This window comes from Mycobacterium angelicum (assembly GCF_002086155.1).
Taxonomy (GTDB): Bacteria; Actinomycetota; Actinomycetes; order Mycobacteriales; family Mycobacteriaceae; genus Mycobacterium; species Mycobacterium angelicum.
In genome coordinates, this window is the sequence record NZ_MVHE01000088.1 from 1 (window position 1) to 17,474 (window position 17,474).

The following is a 17,474-nucleotide window of genomic DNA, read 5'->3' on the forward strand; positions in this document are numbered from 1 at the left end:
GTCGGCGGCGCGGGCGGGGCAGGCGGCAACGCCGGGCTGATCGGCAACGGCGCCGTCGCCGGGGCCGGCGGCAAAGGTGGCACCGGCAATGCGGTCGGCGGGACGACCGCCGTCGGCTACGGCGGCGCGGGCGGGGCCGGCGGAATCGGCGGAGCCGCAGGGTGGCTGTACGGCACCGGTGCGCTCGGCGGGACTGGCGGCGTCGGTGGCAACGGCACCGCCAGTGGCGGCATGGCCATGGGCAGTCAGGGCGGCATCGGGGGCAGCGGCGGCGCCGGAGGCGGCGCCCACCTGTTCGGCGACGGTGGCGCGGGCGGACACGGCGGTGGCGGCGGTGACGGCGGCTTTGGCGCCGGCGGTGCCGGCGGGGCGGGCGGCAACGCGGGCCTGATCGGAAGCGGCGGTATCGGCGGGCTCGGCGGCGCTGGCCGCCAATTCGGCCCGATCGGCGGACTCGGCGGCAACGGCGGCGCCGGCGGTAACGGCGGCTGGCTGTACGGCGCCGGCGGCGCCGGCGGGGCCGGCGGGGCGGGCAGTGACGGCTTCGATTTCGGCGGGGACGGCGGAATCGGCGGTAACGGTGGCAGCAGCCGGCTGATCGGCGACGGCGGGCACGGCGGACACGGCGGGCACGGCGGGGCCGGTGGACTGGCGTCCGGCGCCGCTGGGGCCGGCGGTGCCGGCGGCAGCGGCGGACAGTTGTTCGGCGAGCCGGGTGCCAACGGGCTGTCCTAGCTCCTGACGCCGGGCTTCACGACTCCTCGGCCGCAACCCCCACCACGCCGTTGCCCGCCAACGCCAACGCGTCGGCTGGTACCTCGAAACCGGCAGCGCGTCGCCGGCTGCTGCGGCGACGGCGTTGCGGGCCGCCTCCATTCGCTTCGGTGCTTCGGGACGCCCGGCGCCGCGCAAAAACCTCCGCTCAAAAGAAATCGAGGGTCCGACAAGCTGTTACAGGTCGTTAAGACGACCCGACGCCAGCGCGGCTACGCGCGGTGAATCGTCAGAGAACCTCGACGGCTCCGGCAGGCGCTGAGGCGGACAACGTCGTATCGAAGGTAACCAGCCGGCCTCCGTAGCGCACGGCCAATGCGATGAGATGGCGATCGGTGACCTGACGGTGGTTTGACACTGCGGCGCGGTCGCCTGCGGTACCGACCACCAGTGCCACATCGTCAGGCCAAAATGCATGCCCAGGCAGCGCCGTCATCGCCGCCAACTGGGCCGTCGCGGTTGCTGGCGTGGTTGATACCTGCATCACCTTGCGGTTACTCGAAATCCTGACGAACCCCAATTCGGTAACCGGTGTGGTGGCCCACCCCTTCGACGAAGACCGCGCGAACCATCGCTGTGCGGCGCGATGATGAGCGTGATTGGGCCAACCCAGCGCAATCAGCACGTTGACATCGAGCAGTGCTGTCACGCCTCGTCCTCGAGGGCACGGGCGACATCGTCGGAAGTCACCACGGGTGCATCCGGCGGGACATCGAACACCGGAAACCCGTCGACCTCAACGACCCCGACAGGCCGGAGCGAGCGACGTGCCAGCTCGGAAATCACCGCGCCCACCGACCGACCTTCGGACCGCGCGATGCTGCGCGCATCATCTAGGACATCGTCATCAATCTGCAAAGTGGTGCGCATGGCATCATCTTAGTTGCAATCGAGCCGCTGGGCCTCAGCTGTCTTCTGCGCCAGCCCGAACCATGGTGTCCCCGTTGACCGCTGAGGCGCCGTTGGGTACCTCGAAGAGCGGCACCGCCGAGCCCACCGCGGCCGTTGCCGCGTTCCGTTTGGCCTCCAGCCGGGCCAGCGCTTCCTGGGTGAACACCGACAAGCCGAGTTCGTGGTTGTACCCGTGGATTTCCTTGACGTCTAGCTGGGCCAGGAAGTAGATGATCTCCTTGGAAACCACTTGACCCGGCACCAGCACCGGGAAGCCCGGCGGGTAGGGCACCACAAATGTGGTGGATACCAACGTCTTTCCCTCGGCAATGCGCCGCCCGGCGGTGCCGATCAAGACGTATTCGCGGTCGTTCTCCTCGTATCCGGCGTAGAAGGCTGTCCGGGTGTCGCCGTACACACTGTTGTCGTCGGGACGGAAGGCCAGATCGAACTCGCTGAAGTCCGGCAGGTGCGGCAGGTCCTCGGTGATCTCCTCGACGCGGCGCTCGTGCAGCGCCCAGTCGGCAGCGCTGGCCGCCTGCTTCTCCCGGTCGAAGTCGGTGGCCACCCGCCGCAGCACGTCGAGCAGATGATGCACGCTCGACCAGGTGACCCCGATGGTGAAGATCAGCAGCACGCTGTTGATCGACGTCTTGTTGATCTGAATGCCGAACCGGTCCATCAGGATCTTCTCGCGGAAGTCGTATCCGTTCATCCCGGTGTTGCCGAGGAACAGCGTGACCCGGGTCGGGTCCAGCACGAACTGATCGGATCGCCACGCCTCGTTCCACTCGTCCAGCGCGCCCTGCCGGACTTCACGGTACGAGCTGACGTGGGAGGCCCGGAACTCCTCGGGCACCAGATCGGACTCGTCGAGGATGCGGAACCACTTGCTGATCAGCCGGTCCTTGCGGACCCGGTGCCGAAACACCAGGGCCATGTCGTAGACCTGCCGGACCAGTTGGAAGCCCTCGATGTCGACCTGCCGGCGGGCCAGGTCCAGCGAGGCGAGCAGTTGCTGGTTCGGCGACGTGGAGGTGTGCGTCAGGAACGCCTCACCGAAGGCGTCACGGGCGCGGGCATTGAAATCCTGATCGCGCACATGAATCATCGACGCCTGCCGGAAAGCCGACAAAGACTTGTGGGTGGAATGCGTGGCATACACGCGCACCCGCGCTTGTTCGGGATCCGGAAGCAACCGGTGGTTGACCCACTCCGAGCGGGGAATCCCCTCCATCGACTCACGCCAATCCTGGTATTCCGCAGCGTATTCCGGCGACGACAGCATCTGCTCGAGGCGCTCGGCCGACACCATGGCGGTGCGCTGCCGGGCCCACGGCACAGCGGTGGCAAACGCGTACCACGCCTCGTCCCACAGGAAGCAGATGTCCGGCTTGATCGCCAGCACCTCCTCCATCACCCGCCGCGGGTTGTAGACGACACCGTCGAAGATGCAGTTGGTGAGCAACAGCATGCGCACCTTGTCCAGCTGCCCGGCCGCCTCGAGATCCAGCAGCGCCTTCTTGATGGTTTCGAGCGGGACGGCCCCGTAAATGGCGAACTGCGGTAGCGGATATGACTCCAGGTAGCGCGGGTATGCGCCGGCCAGCACGAGCCCGTAGTGGTGCGACTTGTGGCAGTTGCGGTCGATGAGCACGATGTCGCCGGGCCGGGTCAGTGACTGCACGACGATCTTGTTGGCGGTGGACGTGCCGTTGGTGACGAAGTAGGTGTGGTTGGCGTTCCACGTCACCGCGGCCTTGTCCATCGCCTTCTTGATGTTGCCGTGCGGGTCCAGCAATGAGTCCAATCCGCCTGAGGTGGTTGAGGTTTCGGCCATGAAGATATTACGGCCGTAGAACTCGCCCATGTCCTGCAACGACTTTGAGTTGAAGATGCTGGCGCCGCGCGCGACGGGAAGAGCGTGGAATTGGCCGACCGGTGCGGCCGCGTAGGCGCGCAGGGCGTCGAAAAACGGTGTGGAGAAACGGTTTCGCAGGCCGGCGATCACCGTGCTGTGCAGGTCGGTGACGTCGTTGAGACGATAGAAGGTGCGGTCGTAGACGTCGGGATCGTCGTCGTTGCCCGCGGCGATCGACTCGTCGGTGAGCAGGTACAGATCGATGTGCGGTCGCAGCTCGCGGATCCATTCGCCGCATTCGATCCAGTCGTGCGCGCGGTCGGACACCGGAGCGTCATCATTGTGACCGAGCAGGGTGTTCATCAGCGGCACCCGGTCGCGGGATCGCAGCGGCAGGTCGTGCCGGATGATCGCGGCCTGTATCTCGCCGTTGAGCGCCACCGCGGTGATGGCGTCCTCGACGCTGGGGGCCACCAGGATCTCGAACTGGATGTCGTCGGCCGGATTGCGCAGCTCGCGCAGGCACTCGACCAGGCTCTCCGGGGCGGTCGGCGGCGCGTCGTCGGCCAGCAGCACGGTGTAGAACTGCTGCTGCTTGGCCTGAGCCACCAGCTCCTGGTCGGCGAGCGGGGCCGAAGTGTCGAAGAGCGCTGTGCGATCGCCGTATTCGGACAGCAGCCGCACCGCCAACGACACCTCTTCGGTGAGCCGCACCGTGGACAGGCTTTCCAGGTGAGCGCGGAAGGTCGCCAGGTTGTCTGCCCCGGGATACAGCCAGTAGCGCTCGTAGGCCCCGATGCGGTCCATCAGGCGCTTCACCTTGGCCAGGTCGTGGGTCTTGTCCAAGCCGGCGAGATCGACCTCGGCGAGATGACGGCAGGCGTCGTCGAGCTGATTCCAGGTATCGATGCGCGTGTAAGACGGGTTGGCCACTGCCGCAAGGGCGGACACCCGCAGCCGTCGCGGATGGGCGCTGTCTTTGTTCATGTCGTCACCTGTTCTCTTGGTGCGAGTCGCCGTCAATGCAGCTCGTAATTATCGCGCGCAACACGGAAATAATGACCGGTGCTGTTATCGGTGCAGGTAACACCGGACGGTTGACTCTGGCAGGCTATCGAACCGACCGACTGGCTCTGGCCGTACTGCAGCACCGGGAATCCGGGGCCCTGCACGGTGTCGCTGTGACAGGACATATGGGCCGGCGCACCCTGGCGCAAGGTGAAGCGATCCCCCCAGGCGCCCATGCACGGCGTCGGGCGCGGCGGCGCCACCCAGGTGTGGTCGCGAATCTCGCAGTCGGCGAAAGCGGTGGTGTTCGACATCCCGATGCCACAGTAGATGTTTCCCGACGGCGCCTGGAAGGACTCGTAGGAATCCGCGCGCGCGTGAGCCGCCAAAGCCACCGCGGCCAGTATCACGGAGACTGCCACGGGGGCCGTGGGTTTCATGGTGTGCCGCTTTCGTCCAATCGCGGGTGTGACTAGGTGTGCCTGGATGTGACCGCAGCCATTCTGTCTCCCCCGCGCTGCGCACGGTCAAATCTGGCGGTTTGCCGCCTGGCGGGCCATTACGCTGACGACCGAACGCCGGGGTGAAGTGACAGGGAGATCGATGGCGAGGACCGTACTGCCTCTTTGGCTGCTGCTTACCGCTGCGGTTTTCCTCGCGATTCTGATCGCCGTGGGCTGGCAACGGGTGGCCACCCGCACCCTTTCCGAGGTTGGCGACAGACACAACTCGAACATGGCGCCGTTCATCACCGTTGTCGGGCTTGTCTACAGCGCCCTGCTCGGATTCACCGTGGTGTTCGCCTGGCAGCAGTTCTCTGCCACCGGAGTCGTCGTCTCGCACGAGGCGTCCACGCTGACCACGCTGTACCGGCAAACGGCCGCAATGCCGGAACCCGAGCGAACCGAGTTGCGCAAGCAGTTGCGGACGTATGCGGGCGCGGTGATGAACTCCGAATGGGAAGTGCAGAGTGGCGGCGGCACCGACGAGGGCGCACGATTCGCGATCACCGAAATGTACGTCAGTGTCGGGACTCAGCCGACTGGCGTGGTGTCCGGCCCAATCCAGACAGCGTTCCTCAGCCAACTGACGGTGTTGGCTACCGACCGGACCACGCGAATCCTCGATGCCCGATCGCGAATCCCCGGAGTGATGTGGCTGGGGCTGATGTTCGGCGGAATCGTGATCGTGGCGCTCGCCGGCTTCCTGCGCCTCGGCAGCACGCTCGGACATGCGATTCTGTCCAGCTCGATCGCGGTCCTACTGTCGCTGCTGATGTGCATCGCGTACTCGTTCGACCATCCGTTTGCCAACGAGTTGGGGATCACGCCCGCGCCGTTTCAGCACGCTGTGCAGGTTTTCGGCGCGATCGACCAGGAGCACTAGCACCGACTTGCGCGTTACCGCGCTGCGTAGGGGACGGCGTTGACCAGCGTCACCAGCAGGTGCGTTCCGTCCGGGATCGAGTAGATCCGCTGCTCGCCGACGCGCGCGCCCGCGATAGCGCGCCCGAGCGGCGACGCCATCGAGTAGACCTTGAGTTCGGCGCCTTCGGAGCCGCGCCGGCCAAGCAGGAACGTTTCGGTTTCCCCGATGGCGTCGTAGCGGATCGTGAGAACCATGCCGGGCTCGGCCAGGTAGTCGCGTCGTGTCGTCCATATCGGTTCGGTGGTAGTCATCGTGTGCTCCTCACTTCATTGGGTCACTTCGGGAAAATGCCGTCAGGGACGGGCCTGGGCCTGGCAACCGTCCCTGACGACTCGCCTGGGCCTCGCTCGGGCAAGGCCGGGAAAGCTCAGTGTCCGTAACCCCTATAGCCAGTTGACGACAGCGTCAATCGGCTGTCGCGCGGGCGCTCGGAGGCCGCCCAGCCGCAGGCGAGCAACACCGCCGCCACCGCGCCGACGCTCAACCACGTTGACAATGCGGCCGCTACCGCCTCGTCCAGGGCCGTGCGGTGTGGCAGGCCGACGTGGTAACCGTTCTCGTCGACCCAAATGTCAACGGAATCACCGGCTTTCACTCCGCGGGGGGCCGCAACCATGCCTTTGTGTTCGGCTCCGTCGGCAACCCAGCGGGCAGCCACGGTGACGGTCTGGGGATCGCCCAACTCCCGATGGGTGGCCTTGTCGCTGGTGATGACCGCCGTGACGGCGCGACGGTTCTGGGCTTGGTCGCTGTAGAAGCGACTGCGCGAATCGTGCACTCCGCTGCCCACGGTCACGGCCAGCGGGATGCCGATCAGCACGACGGCGGCGACCCAAAGCGCGATCAGTACCTCGAAGCCGTCGCCGGTGCGTAAGCGGCGACGATCGGGACGCGGGGTGCTCATCGAACTTCCTTCGGCAGGTGGCCATCTGGTGACACCTCCAGGGTGGCGTCAATGACGGCCGCTCGCGTTGCCCGAGTCGGACAATGCGACCCTCGCGGTTTGTCGGATTACGACAGCGCGGTGGGCCCGTCCGGCTCGGTGGCGGCCAACTCGATCGTCATCGCCAATCGCTTCTTGGCGTCGTCGAGCGGCAGATTGGTGATCTCGGCCATCTTGCGCAGCCGATAACGCACGGTGTTCTCGTGTACCCCGAGCCGCTCACCGGCCTGCACCAAGTCGCCCTGGGCCTCCAGCCAGGCCCGCAGCGTGGCCACATAATCGGTCGAGTGGGCCCGGTCGTGGCGGCGCAGCTCGGCCACGGGTCCCCGCTCCGGCGACCGGCCGGCACGCGCCGCGGTGCGCAGTCGCTGCAACAGAATGTCGTCCCACGACTCGTCGTAGGCGGGCGGCGCGCCGGCGCCGCCGGACAGCTCGTGCAACGCCAGACACTCGTCGGCCTCGTGGCGTGCCGCGACCAGGTCAGCGACTTCGGCGGGTCCGCTGATGCCCGCCGCAACCCGCACTCGCTCGGGCAGGGCCGCCCGCAGGTCGTTCACCCAGCTGCGTGCCGTCGCCGCCTGCTCGCTGGGCAGCACGGTGTAGACGGTGTTGCCCGCCAAGGCGCTGCGTCCGGGCCGGGACCAGCCGAAACCGGTGGTGGCGCGTTCGAACGCCAGCAGCAGGGCGGCATCGCGCTCGGTGCCGACGAAGGCTTGCAGCGCGATGACCCGCAGCGGGTTACGTGGCAGCCCCAGCCTGCTGGCCACGGTGGCGGCGTCGATGGTCCCTTCCAGCAACTGGATGACCAGTTCCGATTCGACCTGGCGCTCCAGGTCCGCGCTTGCTCGCGAACGCAGCAGATGCAGGGCCACCGTGTGCGCGCCGTCGGTCAGGGCGGCCCGCTGCGCGCCCTGCAACGGATCCGGGCAGGCCACCCACACCGACCCGAGGATCTCGCGCCCGGAGCGAACCGCGACCACCATGCGTCCGGTCAGGCCCTGTTCGTCGTCGGCGGCGACGAACAGCGGATCATCGGAGTCCGCCAGATGCGCGAACACCCCGTGCGTTTCCAGCGCCGCGCGCAGCCGCTCGGGTGTCTGACGCTCCAGAATCGTCGCCACCCGCGCCGGGTCGGCGTGCTGCTGGGGCTGCGAGTACGCCAGTAGCCGCAACAGCCGGTCCTCGATGGTGACGTCGCCGCCGGTCGACTCGGCCAGGCTGTCGGCTAGCGCGAACAAGTCCGTGGGGCCACGACCGGATTCAGTTTCCCGGCCCTCCAGCACCAGCCCGTAGACCACTGCGGCGATCTCGCTCCACGACACCGACTCCTCGAGCACCAGCACCGCTTTCGCGTCGACATCGCCGTCGGATGGTTGCCCGCCGGTACGGGTCAGCACCACCACGGCATGGGCCGACGCCGCCCACTGCACCGCTTCGGCCACCGAGCCGGCACCGATGGCCAGCAGCACGTCACCGATCTGGGAACCGATCTGGGAACCGGTCTGGGCGCGGTCAGCGGCAGCTTCGTGAATCACCACACTGCGCAGTTCGGTGGACCTGGGCAACTCCGACCACCGCAACCTGACCCCGTAACCACCGAGCACGTTGACCAAGCGATCCAGGGTGATCACGAGCGGGCCCCGGGTCAGCCGTCCAGCTCGTCGTCGCTGTCCACGATTTGTCCCTTACCGCGGCTGCTTTCCATCCAGCGCATCACCGGCAGTTGGGGAAATTGCGGCAGGTCCCAGCGGCGCGACGGCAGCTCGGTGACATCGCCGAGGGAGCGCACCACGGCTTGGGTCAGGCCCATGATGGCGGCCATCACCGGCAACAGCGGCTGCAGCGGCTTGGCGGCGGTGCGAACCGTACTGATCCGGCGGGCCAGGATGAGTCGCTGGACCGAGTGATACAGCCAGGCACCGACCCCGAGGGCGTAGATGGACAGCGCCGAGGCGACTATGGCCCAGTCCATCGCGGCGCAGACGACAGCGCCGAATACCACCGCCGCGGCCAGCCAGGCCGCCACGACGACGCGCAGCTCCAGCCGGGTCATGACGAACCACCCCGGACCGCCTGGGCGGCCGCGCGGATTTGCGGCGTCACCAGCATCACTTGGCCGAGGACGCCGTTGACGAAACCGGGCGAATCGTCGGTGGACAGCTCCTTGGCCAGCTCGACGGCCTCGTCCACGGCGACCGGCTCGGGCACGTCCTCGGCGTACAGCAGCTCCCACACCGCTACCCGCAGAATCGCGCGATCCACCGCCGGCAACCGGTCCAGGGCCCAGCCCTGCAGATGGGTGGTGATCAAGTCGTCGACGTGGGCGGCGTGTTCGCTGACGCCACAGGCCACCGCGGCCGTATAGGGGTGTAGCGCCGCCACGTCCGGGTTGGCCTCGGCCAGCGCGGTGCGCGCCTCGACGACTGCGGCCGGGCTCATGCCGCGGGCCTCAGCCTCGAACAGCAGGTCGACCGCTCGCTTGCGGGCCTGATGGCGTCCTTTAACCGGCTTCGACATACTCAGGCGTTGACCCTGCCCAAGTAGCTGCCGTCGCGGGTGTCCACCTTGAGCTTGTCGCCGGTGTTGATGAACAACGGCACCTGGATTTCCGCGCCGGTTTCCACGGTGGCGGGTTTGGTGCCCGCGCTGGACCGGTCGCCCTGCAAACCGGGCTCGGTGTGCGAGACCACGAGTTCGACGGACACCGGCAGCTCGATGTAGAGCGGCGCGCCGTTGTGGAACGCCACCTGCACCGGCAGGCTCTCCAGCAGGAACCGCGCGTCGTCGCCGACCAGCGACTCGGGCAGATGGTGCTGCTCGTAGTCCTGGCTGTCCATGAACACGAAATCCGAGCCGTCGCGGTACAGGTAGGTGGTGTCGCGCCGGTCGACGGTGGCGGTCTCCACCTTCACCCCGGCGTTGTAGGTCTTGTCGACGACCTTGCCCGACAGCACGTTCTTGAGCTTGGTGCGCACGAAGGCCGGTCCCTTGCCGGGCTTGACGTGCTGGAACTCGGTAATGGTCCACAGCTGCCCGTCGATAACCAGGACAAGTCCGTTCTTGAAGTCAGCAGTGGTCGCCACGGTCGGTGAATCTCCTACAGGATGGCCAGTTCCTTGGGGAACCGGGTCAACAATTCCGGCCCAAATTCCGGCCTAGATTCGGGCCTAGCGCCGGCGGTTTCGGGTGTTTCTCGCGTCCCAGTGGCCACTACCAGGGTGTCTTCGATGCGCACACCGCCGCGGCCGGGTAAATAGACGCCGGGCTCCACGGTTACTACGGAACCCGCAAGTAGTGTACCGGCGGATGTCGCCCCGATGCCCGGCGCTTCGTGAATCTCCAGGCCAACGCCGTGTCCCAGACCATGGCCGAAGTGATCGCCGTAGCCCGCGTCGGTGATCATCTGGCGCGCGGCGGCGTCGACGTCGCGCAGGTTGGCTCCCGGCCGCAAGGCTTCCCGGCCGGCCTTTTGGGCTTGCGAAACCAGCTGGTAGATCTCGCGCTGCCAGTCGGCCGGCGAGCCGAGCACGAAGGTGCGGGTCATATCCGAGTGGTAGCCGGCGACCAGCGCGCCGAAGTCGATCTTGACGAAGTCACCCTTGGCCAGCACGGCGTCGGTGGGCCGGTGATGCGGAATCGCCGAGTTGGGCCCGGCGGCCACGATCGTCTCGAACGAGATCGTGTCGGCGCCGTGGTCGAGCATCAGGCTCTCCAGCTCGCGGCCCACCTCTTTCTCGGTGCGGCCCGGTCGCAGTCCCCCACGCTGCACCAGATCGGCCAGCGCGGCGTCGGCGGCTTCGCAGGCCAACCGCAATAACGCCAGCTCACCGGCGTCTTTGATCTCCCGCAAACCCTCCACGATCCCGGATGCCCGCACCAGCTCGGTGTGGTGGCCCTCCACCGCGCCCGTCAGCGCATCCAGTCCGTCGACGGTGACGACGTGACTTTCGAAGCCCAGTTTCTGCACGCCGGCCGTCGCGGCCCGGGCGGTCAGCTGGCGGCCCAGCGCCCGCTCGATGATCACCTCGAGATCGGGTGCTTGCTGTGCGGCCTGAGTGCGGTACCGGCCGTCGGTGGCCAGTACGGCCTCGCATTCGCTGTCGGAGTCGGCGAAAACCAGCAACGCGCCGTTGGAACCACTGAAACCGGATAGATATCGCACATTTATCAGGTCCGTGACCAGCATCGCATCCAGTCCGGCGGCGGCTATTTGGGCTTTGAGCTTGTCTCGACGCTGGGAATGTGTCACGACCCTTGACGGTACTCGCTAGGCTGAACCCCCATGAGGAACTGGATGGTGCGCGGGTTAGCCTTTGCCGCCGCGATGGTGATTGTCCGCCTGTTCCAGGGGGCGTTGATCAATGCGTGGCAGACGCAGTCGGCGCTGATCAGCATCGTGCTGCTGGTGTTGTTCATCATCGGTGTGTCGATCTGGGGTGTGCTCGACGGCCGCGCCGACGCCAGGGCCAATCCGGATCCGGACCGTCGCGAGGACCTCGCGATGACCTGGCTGCTCGGGGGGCTGCTGGCCGGCGTGCTCAGCGGCGCGGTGGCCTGGATCATCGCCCTGTTCTACAAAGGCATCTACACCGGCGGGCTGATCAACGAGATCACCACGTTCGCGGCCTTCACCGCCCTGCTGGTGTTCCTGTTCGGCATCGTCGGCGTGGCCATCGGCCGGTGGCGGGTGGACCGCAGCGCTCCCCCGGCCGAGAAGCACGAGGGCGCCGGCAGATCCGAGGAGCGCGCCGACACCGACGTGTTCACCGCCGTCCGCGGCGACGACAGCCCCACCGGCGAGATCCCCAAGGGCGCAGCCCAGACCGAGGAGCGCACCTCATCGGTCGCCACGGCCGAACGTGAGGCACCCACCGAGACGATTCCGACGGCCGACAGCGAAGCGAAGACCGAAGTCATCCACACCACGGACAGCGACGCGAAAACCGAAGTCATTCACACCGACACCGGCAAGACCGAGCCCGTCAAGAAGCCGGACAAGAAGGACTAGCGGCCGGCCAGGTAGCGCAGGGCCAGCAGATAGCCCTGGATTCCCAGCCCGACGATCACGCCGGTCGCGATCGGGCTCAAGTAGGAGTGGCGCCGAAACTCTTCGCGCGCATGCACATTGGAGATATGCACCTCGATCAAGGTGTCCAGTTCGGCGCAGGCATCGCGCAACGCCACCGAGGTGTGGGTCAGCCCGCCGGCATTGAGGATCACCGGTTCGCCGGCGTCGGCCGCCCGGTGAATCCACTCCAGTAGCTGGGCTTCGCTATCGCTTTGCCGCACAACGGCTTTGAGTCCCATTTCGGCGGCCTCGCGCTCGATCAGGGCGGCCAGCTCGTCGTGTGTGGTGCTGCCGTAGACGGCGGGCTCGCGCTGACCCAGCCGGCCCAGGTTGGGGCCGTTGATGACGTTCACCGTCGTTGGCGCGGTCATGGCGCACAGATTCCCGCGTAGGCGGTCACCAACAGACCCGGGTCGGGACCCACCAGCCGGCCGGGTTTGGCCAGCCCGTCGAGAACCACGAACCGCAACACCCCGGCCCGGGTCTTCTTGTCCCCGGCCATGTATTCCAGCAGCTGCGGCAGCGCGTCGGGGTCGTAGCTGACCGGCAGCCCCAGCGAGGTGAGGATGGCGCGGTGACGAGCCGCGGTGGCGTCGTCGAGCCGGCCGGTGAGCCGGGCGAGCTCGGCGGCGAACACCAGGCCCACCGAGACCGCCGCGCCGTGCCGCCATTCGTAGTGCTCCCGGCGTTCGATCGCGTGCGCCAAAGTGTGGCCGTAGTTGAGGATTTCGCGCAGTTCGGATTCCTTCTCGTCGGCGGCCACCACCTGCGCCTTGACGGCGATCGCGCGCCGGATCAGCTCCGGCATGACGTCGCCTTTGGGATCCAGCGCGGCTTGCGGGTCGGCTTCGATGAGGTCCAGGATCACCGGATCGGCAATGAACCCGGCCTTGACCACTTCGGCCATCCCGCAAGCGATTTCGTTGTGCGGCAAGGTCTCGAGCGTGGCCAGGTCCACCAGTACGGCCAGCGGCTGGTGAAACGCGCCGACCAGATTCTTGCCGGCGTCGGTGTTGATGCCGGTCTTGCCGCCGACGGCCGCGTCGACCATCCCCAGCAGCGTGGTGGGCACATGCACGATCGACACCCCGCGCAGCCAGGTGGCCGCGGCAAACCCCGCGACGTCGGTGGCCGCTCCCCCGCCGAGGCTGACCAGGGCGTCCTTGCGGCCAATTCCGATGCGGCCCAATACTTCCCAGATGAAGCCCACGACCGGCAGATCCTTGCCGGCCTCGGCATCGGGTATTTCGATGCGGTGTGCGTCAACGCCCTTGTCCGCCAAGCGGCTTCGAATGGCCTCGGCGGTGTGCGCCAGCACGGGTTGATACAGGATGGCGACCTTGTGCCGGCCGGACAGCAACTCGTCCAGCTCGTTGAGCAGTCCGGTGCCGATCACCACGGGGTATGGCGGGTCGACGGCCACCTGCACGGTGACCGGTTCGGGGATCTGGGTCATGTGGCGGCCTGAGTGGGACTGGGCACCTGCAGCCGCGACATGATGTAGCGGACCACCGCTCCGGGGTTGCGACGGTTGGTGTCCACCCGGATGCTGGCCACCCGCCGGTAGAGCGGGGCACGTTTGGCCATCAAGTCGCGATACTTCTCGGCGCGGTTGGGGCCGGCCAGCAGCGGCCGCACGGTGCTGCCGCCGGTGCGCCGAACCCCTTCGGCCGCACTGATTTCCAGGTAGACGACGGTGTGGCCGGCCAGCGCCGCACAGACCCCGGGGCTGGTGACCGCGCCGCCGCCCAGCGACAGCACACCGTCGTGGTCGGCCAACGCGGCGCGCACCACTTCCTCCTCAATACGTCGGAACTCCTGCTCGCCGTCGACGGCGAAGATGTCGGCGATGCTGCGGCCGGTCTGCTCCTCGATCGCCATGTCGGTGTCGAGCAGGCTGACCCCGAGCGCCTTGGCCAGCCGGCGACCGATGGTGGACTTGCCGGAACCCGGCAAGCCGACGAGGACCGCTTTGGGCGCCACTAGCCCGAGGCCCGCGCGGCGGGGGATTCCCGGTCGGTGACGGTGCGCTGGTAGGCCTCGATGTTGCGGCGGGTCTCGGCCAGCGAATCACCGCCGAACTTCTCCAGCGCCGCGCGGGCCAGCACCAGGGCAACCATGGTTTCGGCCACGACTCCGGCGGCCGGGACCGCGCACACGTCGGAACGCTGGTGGATGGCGACGGCCTCGTCGCCGGTCGACATGTCGACGGTCGCCAGCGCCCGGGGCACCGTCGAGATGGGCTTCATGGCCGCGCGCACCCGCAGCGCCTGCCCGTTGGTCATGCCGCCTTCGAGTCCGCCGGCCCGGTTCGTGGAGCGCACGACACCGTCGGGACCGGGATACATCTCGTCGTGAGCTTGGCTGCCGCGGCGGCGGGCGGTCTGGAAGCCATCGCCGATCTCGACGCCTTTGATCGCCTGGATACCCATGACAGCGGCGGCCAGTTGGCTGTCGAGCCGGTTGTCGCCGCTGGTGAACGAACCCAGCCCGACGGGTAGGCCCAAAGCCACCACCTCGACCACACCGCCCAGGGTGTCGCCGTCCTTCTTGGCCGCTTCGATCTCGGTGATCATGGCCTGCTCAGCTTGCTCGTCATATGCCCGAACGGGGCTGGCGTCGATCTTCGGCAAGTCCTCGGCGCGCGGCGGCGGACCGTCATAGGGCGCCGACGCGCCGATCGAGATGACATGCGAGAGCACCTCGACACCAAGGGCTTGACGCAGGAAGGCCCGGGCTACCGTTCCGGCGGCGACCCGGGCTGCGGTCTCGCGGGCGCTGGCCCGCTCCAGCACCGGGCGGGCGTCGTCGAAGCCGAACTTGAGCATTCCCGCGTAGTCGGCGTGGCCGGGCCGCGGGCGGGTCAACGGCTCGTTGCGGGCGCTGTTTTCGAGCTCTGCGGGGTCGACCGGGTCGGCGGCCATGACGGTCTCCCACTTCGGCCATTCGGTGTTGCCGATCTCGATGGCAATGGGCCCGCCCAGGGTGCTGCCGTGCCGTACCCCGGCCAGCACGGCCACGGCGTCCCGCTCGAACTTCATCCGTGCGCCGCGGCCGTAGCCCAGCCGGCGACGGGCCAACTGGTCGGCGATCTCGGTGGAGGTGACTTCCACGCCGGCGACCATGCCCTCAACCACGGCAACCAGCGCTCGGCCATGGGACTCCCCGGCAGTGATCCAGCGCAACACCCGAACATCTTCCCACGAACCAGCGATTGACCTCGCCGATGCCCCGTGGCCTGCGATTCAAGGTCTATTTCACTTTTATAACAGCCGCTCCTGCGATTTCTTGACCAATCGATTTCCATGCGTGACGGGAGAGGTTCCATGGCGCTTGTGCTTGTGACGCCGGCCGTATTGGCGGCGGCGGCAGAGAATGTGGCGGGCATCGGCTCATCGATCAGCACGGCCAACAGCGCGGCGGCCGCCCGGACCACGGGACTGCTCGCGGCTGCTCAGGACGAGGTGTCGGCAGCGATCGCGTCGCTGTTCTCCGGCCACGCCCAGGAATATCAAGCGCTCAGCGCACAGGTAGAGGCTTTCCGGGCGCAGTTCGTCCAGGCCTTGAACGGCGCGGCCGGAGCGTATGCGTCGGCCGAGGCGGCCAATGCTTCCCCGATGCAGGCGCTGGCGGCGGCGGCGAATGCGCCCACTCAGGCATTGTTGGGCCGCCCTCTGGTGGGTAACGGCGCCAACGGGACCGCCCCCGGACAGGCCGGGGCGCCGGGCGGCTTGCTGTACGGCAACGGCGGCAACGGCGCCCCGGGTGTCACCGCGGGAACGCGCGGTGGCGCCGGCGGTGCTGCGGGACTGATCGGTAACGGCGGCACCGGGGGCGCCGGCGGGGCCGGCGCGGCCGGTGGCGCCGGCGGGCGCGGCGGCTCATTCATGGGCAACGGCGGAGCCGGCGGTGCAGGTGGGGCGGCTACATCGTTCAACATGGTGGGCGGCCGCGGTGGCGACGGTGGCGCGGCCGGACTGCACGGCAACGGCGGGGCCGGCGGGCAGGGCGGCGCCGGAGCGGCGGGCGCGGCGGGCGCGGCGGCGACGATCGCCGGCGGGTCCGGCCATGACGGCGGCATCGGCGGCCGCGGCGGAGACGGCGGCAAGGGCGGCGCGGGCGGCACCTTGTCGGGCTTCGGCGGCGACGGCGGCGCAGGTGGATCCGGCGGCAGCGGCGGCCTCGGCGGCAGCGGCCTGACCGGCGCCGACGGGCTCAGTCCAGGCACGGACGGGCACGCTGGCGGCAACGGCGGCAACGGTGGGGCCGGTGGCGCCGGTGGCAATGGCGGAGCCGGCGGGACCTCCGCGATCGGCAACGCCGGCCACCAGGGCGCCGCTGGCAACGGCGGCCACGGTGGCAACGGCGGCAACGCCGGTGACGGCGGGGCCGGCGCGGCCGGCAGTGCCGGCTCCGTCGCCGGAGCAAACGGCGGCCACGGCGGCAACGCCGGAGTCGGCGGCATCGGCGGTATCGCCGGTACCGGCACCCACACCGCCACCAGCGGCGTCCACGGTGCCTCCGGCGCACACGGCACCGGTGGCAACGGCGGCAACGGCGGCAACGGTTACAACGCCGCCCAGGCCGGAGCCGGACCCGGTGTCAGCGGCGGTAAGGGCGGCAACGGCGGGGCCGGCGGCAGCTACGGCAACGGCGGCGCCGGCGGCAACGGCGGCGACGGCAGCGCCGGCGCGAACGGCGCGAGTGCCTCTACAGCGGGCGGCTCGGGCACCGGCGGCGGCAACGGCGGCAGCGGCGGTGCCGGCGGCAACGGCGGGGCCGGCGGAAGCCAGGCCGGCAACGGTGGAGCCGGCGGTAACGGCGGCACCGGCGCCAACGGCGGTAGCGGCGGCAATGGCCTTGCGGGCGACAACGCCACCACTGGCGGTGCCGACGGGCAAGCCGGCGGCAGCGGCGGCGACGGTGGCGCCGGCGGCAACGGCGGCAGCGCCGGCACCGGCGGCACCGCGGCAGCCGGCCACGCCGGCACCAGCGGCACTGGCGGCAACGCCGGTAACGGCGGCAACGGTGGCAACGCCGGAGCCGGCGGAAACGGCGCGAACGGCGTCGCCGGCGTGAACTCCGGCGACGGCGGCAACGGCGGCAACGCCGGCAACGCTGGCGCCGCGGGTGCCGGCGGCACCGCCGGCACCGGCCCCAACAACGCCCTGTCCGGTACCGCCGGCACTCGCGGAACCGGCGCCAACGGCGGAAACGGCGGCGACGGCTACGACGCCAGTACCGGCCCGACCCCGGGCGTCAACGGCGGCAACGGCGGAGACGGCGGCAGCGGCGGCAACTACGGCAACGGCGGCAGTGGCGGCACCGGCGGCAACGGCAGCAATGGCACCACCGGCTGGCCAGGATCCGCCGGCACTCTCATCGTCAATGGTGGTGACGGCGGCACCGGCGGCGGCGCCAGCGCCGGAGCCACCATGCCGGGCAGTGCGGCCGGCCTCCCCGGATACAACCCCGAATTCGACCCCACCCCCGTGCCCGTC

At 68.8% G+C, this 17,474-nt stretch carries 18 protein-coding genes and 2 pseudogenes; 4 read left to right on the plus strand and 16 right to left on the minus strand.

What is annotated here, in order from left to right:
• A partial coding sequence (locus BST12_RS32305) for a hypothetical protein (RefSeq protein WP_211281366.1) occupies positions 1-735 on the plus strand: 735 nt, incomplete at its 5' end.
• 16 nt (positions 736-751) lie between these two features.
• Here BST12_RS32305 and BST12_RS35010 read toward each other — a convergent pair.
• The 5 genes and pseudogenes from BST12_RS35010 to BST12_RS26375 all read right to left on the minus strand — a co-directional run.
• Positions 752-879 (minus strand): annotated as a pseudogene (locus BST12_RS35010) (hypothetical protein); the annotation flags it as partial.
• Between the two features lie 124 nt (positions 880-1,003).
• A complete protein-coding gene (locus BST12_RS26360) occupies positions 1,004-1,423 on the minus strand; it encodes a type II toxin-antitoxin system VapC family toxin (protein WP_083116164.1) in 420 nt (139 codons plus the stop codon).
• Positions 1,420-1,644, minus strand: coding sequence for an antitoxin (locus BST12_RS26365; protein WP_083116165.1), 225 nt, complete (start codon positions 1,642-1,644; stop codon positions 1,420-1,422). Before BST12_RS26365 ends, BST12_RS26360 begins: the two co-directional genes overlap by 4 nt.
• Positions 1,645-1,678: 34 nt before the next feature.
• Complete coding sequence (locus BST12_RS26370; RefSeq protein WP_083116166.1) at positions 1,679-4,513, minus strand: aminotransferase class I/II-fold pyridoxal phosphate-dependent enzyme; 2,835 nt, start codon at positions 4,511-4,513, stop codon at positions 1,679-1,681.
• Between the two features lie 32 nt (positions 4,514-4,545).
• The gene (locus BST12_RS26375; protein WP_083116167.1) at positions 4,546-4,974 is read right to left on the minus strand and encodes a DUF6636 domain-containing protein; all 429 of its coding nucleotides are present in this window, start codon (positions 4,972-4,974) and stop codon (positions 4,546-4,548) included.
• A 163-nt stretch (positions 4,975-5,137) separates the two neighbouring features.
• On the opposite strand from BST12_RS26375, the gene BST12_RS26380 reads away from it, so the two are divergent.
• Entirely contained in the window at positions 5,138-5,920 is a 783-nt protein-coding gene (locus BST12_RS26380) for a bestrophin-like domain (protein ID WP_083116168.1), read from the plus strand.
• 14 nt (positions 5,921-5,934) lie between these two features.
• On the opposite strand, the pseudogene BST12_RS26385 reads toward BST12_RS26380, so the two are convergent.
• The 7 genes and pseudogenes from BST12_RS26385 to BST12_RS26415 all read right to left on the minus strand — a co-directional run.
• Positions 5,935-6,177, minus strand: a pseudogene (locus BST12_RS26385) (GreA/GreB family elongation factor); the annotation flags it as partial.
• A 152-nt stretch (positions 6,178-6,329) separates the two neighbouring features.
• Positions 6,330-6,866, minus strand: coding sequence for an Rv1733c family protein (locus tag BST12_RS26390; protein ID WP_083116170.1), 537 nt, complete (start codon positions 6,864-6,866; stop codon positions 6,330-6,332).
• A gap of 107 nt (positions 6,867-6,973) precedes the next feature.
• Positions 6,974-8,536 carry a PucR family transcriptional regulator gene (locus BST12_RS26395; RefSeq protein ID WP_083116171.1) on the minus strand — a complete coding sequence of 521 codons (1,563 nt, stop codon included), beginning with the start codon at positions 8,534-8,536 and terminating at the stop codon, positions 6,974-6,976.
• Positions 8,537-8,550: 14 nt separating this feature from the next.
• On the minus strand, positions 8,551-8,958 hold the full coding sequence (locus BST12_RS26400; protein WP_083116172.1) for an antitermination protein NusB: 408 nt from the start codon (positions 8,956-8,958) through the stop codon (positions 8,551-8,553).
• Positions 8,955-9,428 (minus strand): transcription antitermination factor NusB, encoded by a 474-nt coding sequence (gene nusB, locus BST12_RS26405; RefSeq protein WP_139801957.1) that lies wholly within the window; start codon positions 9,426-9,428, stop codon positions 8,955-8,957. The genes BST12_RS26400 and nusB overlap by 4 nt, the downstream gene beginning before the upstream one ends.
• Entirely contained in the window at positions 9,425-9,988 is a 564-nt protein-coding gene (gene efp, locus BST12_RS26410) for an elongation factor P (RefSeq protein ID WP_083116174.1), read from the minus strand. The genes nusB and efp overlap by 4 nt, the downstream gene beginning before the upstream one ends.
• 14 nt (positions 9,989-10,002) lie before the next feature.
• Complete coding sequence (locus BST12_RS26415) at positions 10,003-11,154, minus strand: M24 family metallopeptidase (protein WP_083116175.1); 1,152 nt, start codon at positions 11,152-11,154, stop codon at positions 10,003-10,005.
• A 33-nt stretch (positions 11,155-11,187) separates the two neighbouring features.
• Between BST12_RS26415 and BST12_RS26420 the strand changes: the two genes are divergently transcribed.
• Positions 11,188-11,913 carry a B-4DMT family transporter gene (locus tag BST12_RS26420; protein ID WP_083116176.1) on the plus strand — a complete coding sequence of 242 codons (726 nt, stop codon included), beginning with the start codon at positions 11,188-11,190 and terminating at the stop codon, positions 11,911-11,913.
• Here BST12_RS26420 and aroQ read toward each other — a convergent pair.
• From aroQ to aroC, 4 genes are read right to left on the minus strand one after another with little or no spacing between them, the layout of a single operon-like run.
• Positions 11,910-12,344, minus strand: coding sequence for a type II 3-dehydroquinate dehydratase (gene aroQ, locus BST12_RS26425; protein ID WP_083116177.1), 435 nt, complete (start codon positions 12,342-12,344; stop codon positions 11,910-11,912). The genes BST12_RS26420 and aroQ overlap by 4 nt on opposite strands.
• On the minus strand, positions 12,341-13,429 hold the full coding sequence (gene aroB / locus BST12_RS26430; protein WP_083116178.1) for a 3-dehydroquinate synthase: 1,089 nt from the start codon (positions 13,427-13,429) through the stop codon (positions 12,341-12,343). The genes aroQ and aroB overlap by 4 nt, the downstream gene beginning before the upstream one ends.
• A complete protein-coding gene (locus BST12_RS26435) occupies positions 13,426-13,956 on the minus strand; it encodes a shikimate kinase (protein WP_083116179.1) in 531 nt (176 codons plus the stop codon). Before BST12_RS26435 ends, aroB begins: the two co-directional genes overlap by 4 nt.
• Positions 13,956-15,161 (minus strand): chorismate synthase, encoded by a 1,206-nt coding sequence (gene aroC / locus BST12_RS26440; RefSeq protein ID WP_083116180.1) that lies wholly within the window; start codon positions 15,159-15,161, stop codon positions 13,956-13,958. The genes BST12_RS26435 and aroC overlap by 1 nt, the downstream gene beginning before the upstream one ends.
• A 138-nt stretch (positions 15,162-15,299) precedes the next feature.
• Between aroC and BST12_RS34390 the strand changes: the two genes are divergently transcribed.
• Positions 15,300-17,474: PE family protein (locus tag BST12_RS34390; RefSeq protein WP_139801956.1), on the plus strand; the 2,175-nt coding region annotated here is incomplete at its 3' end.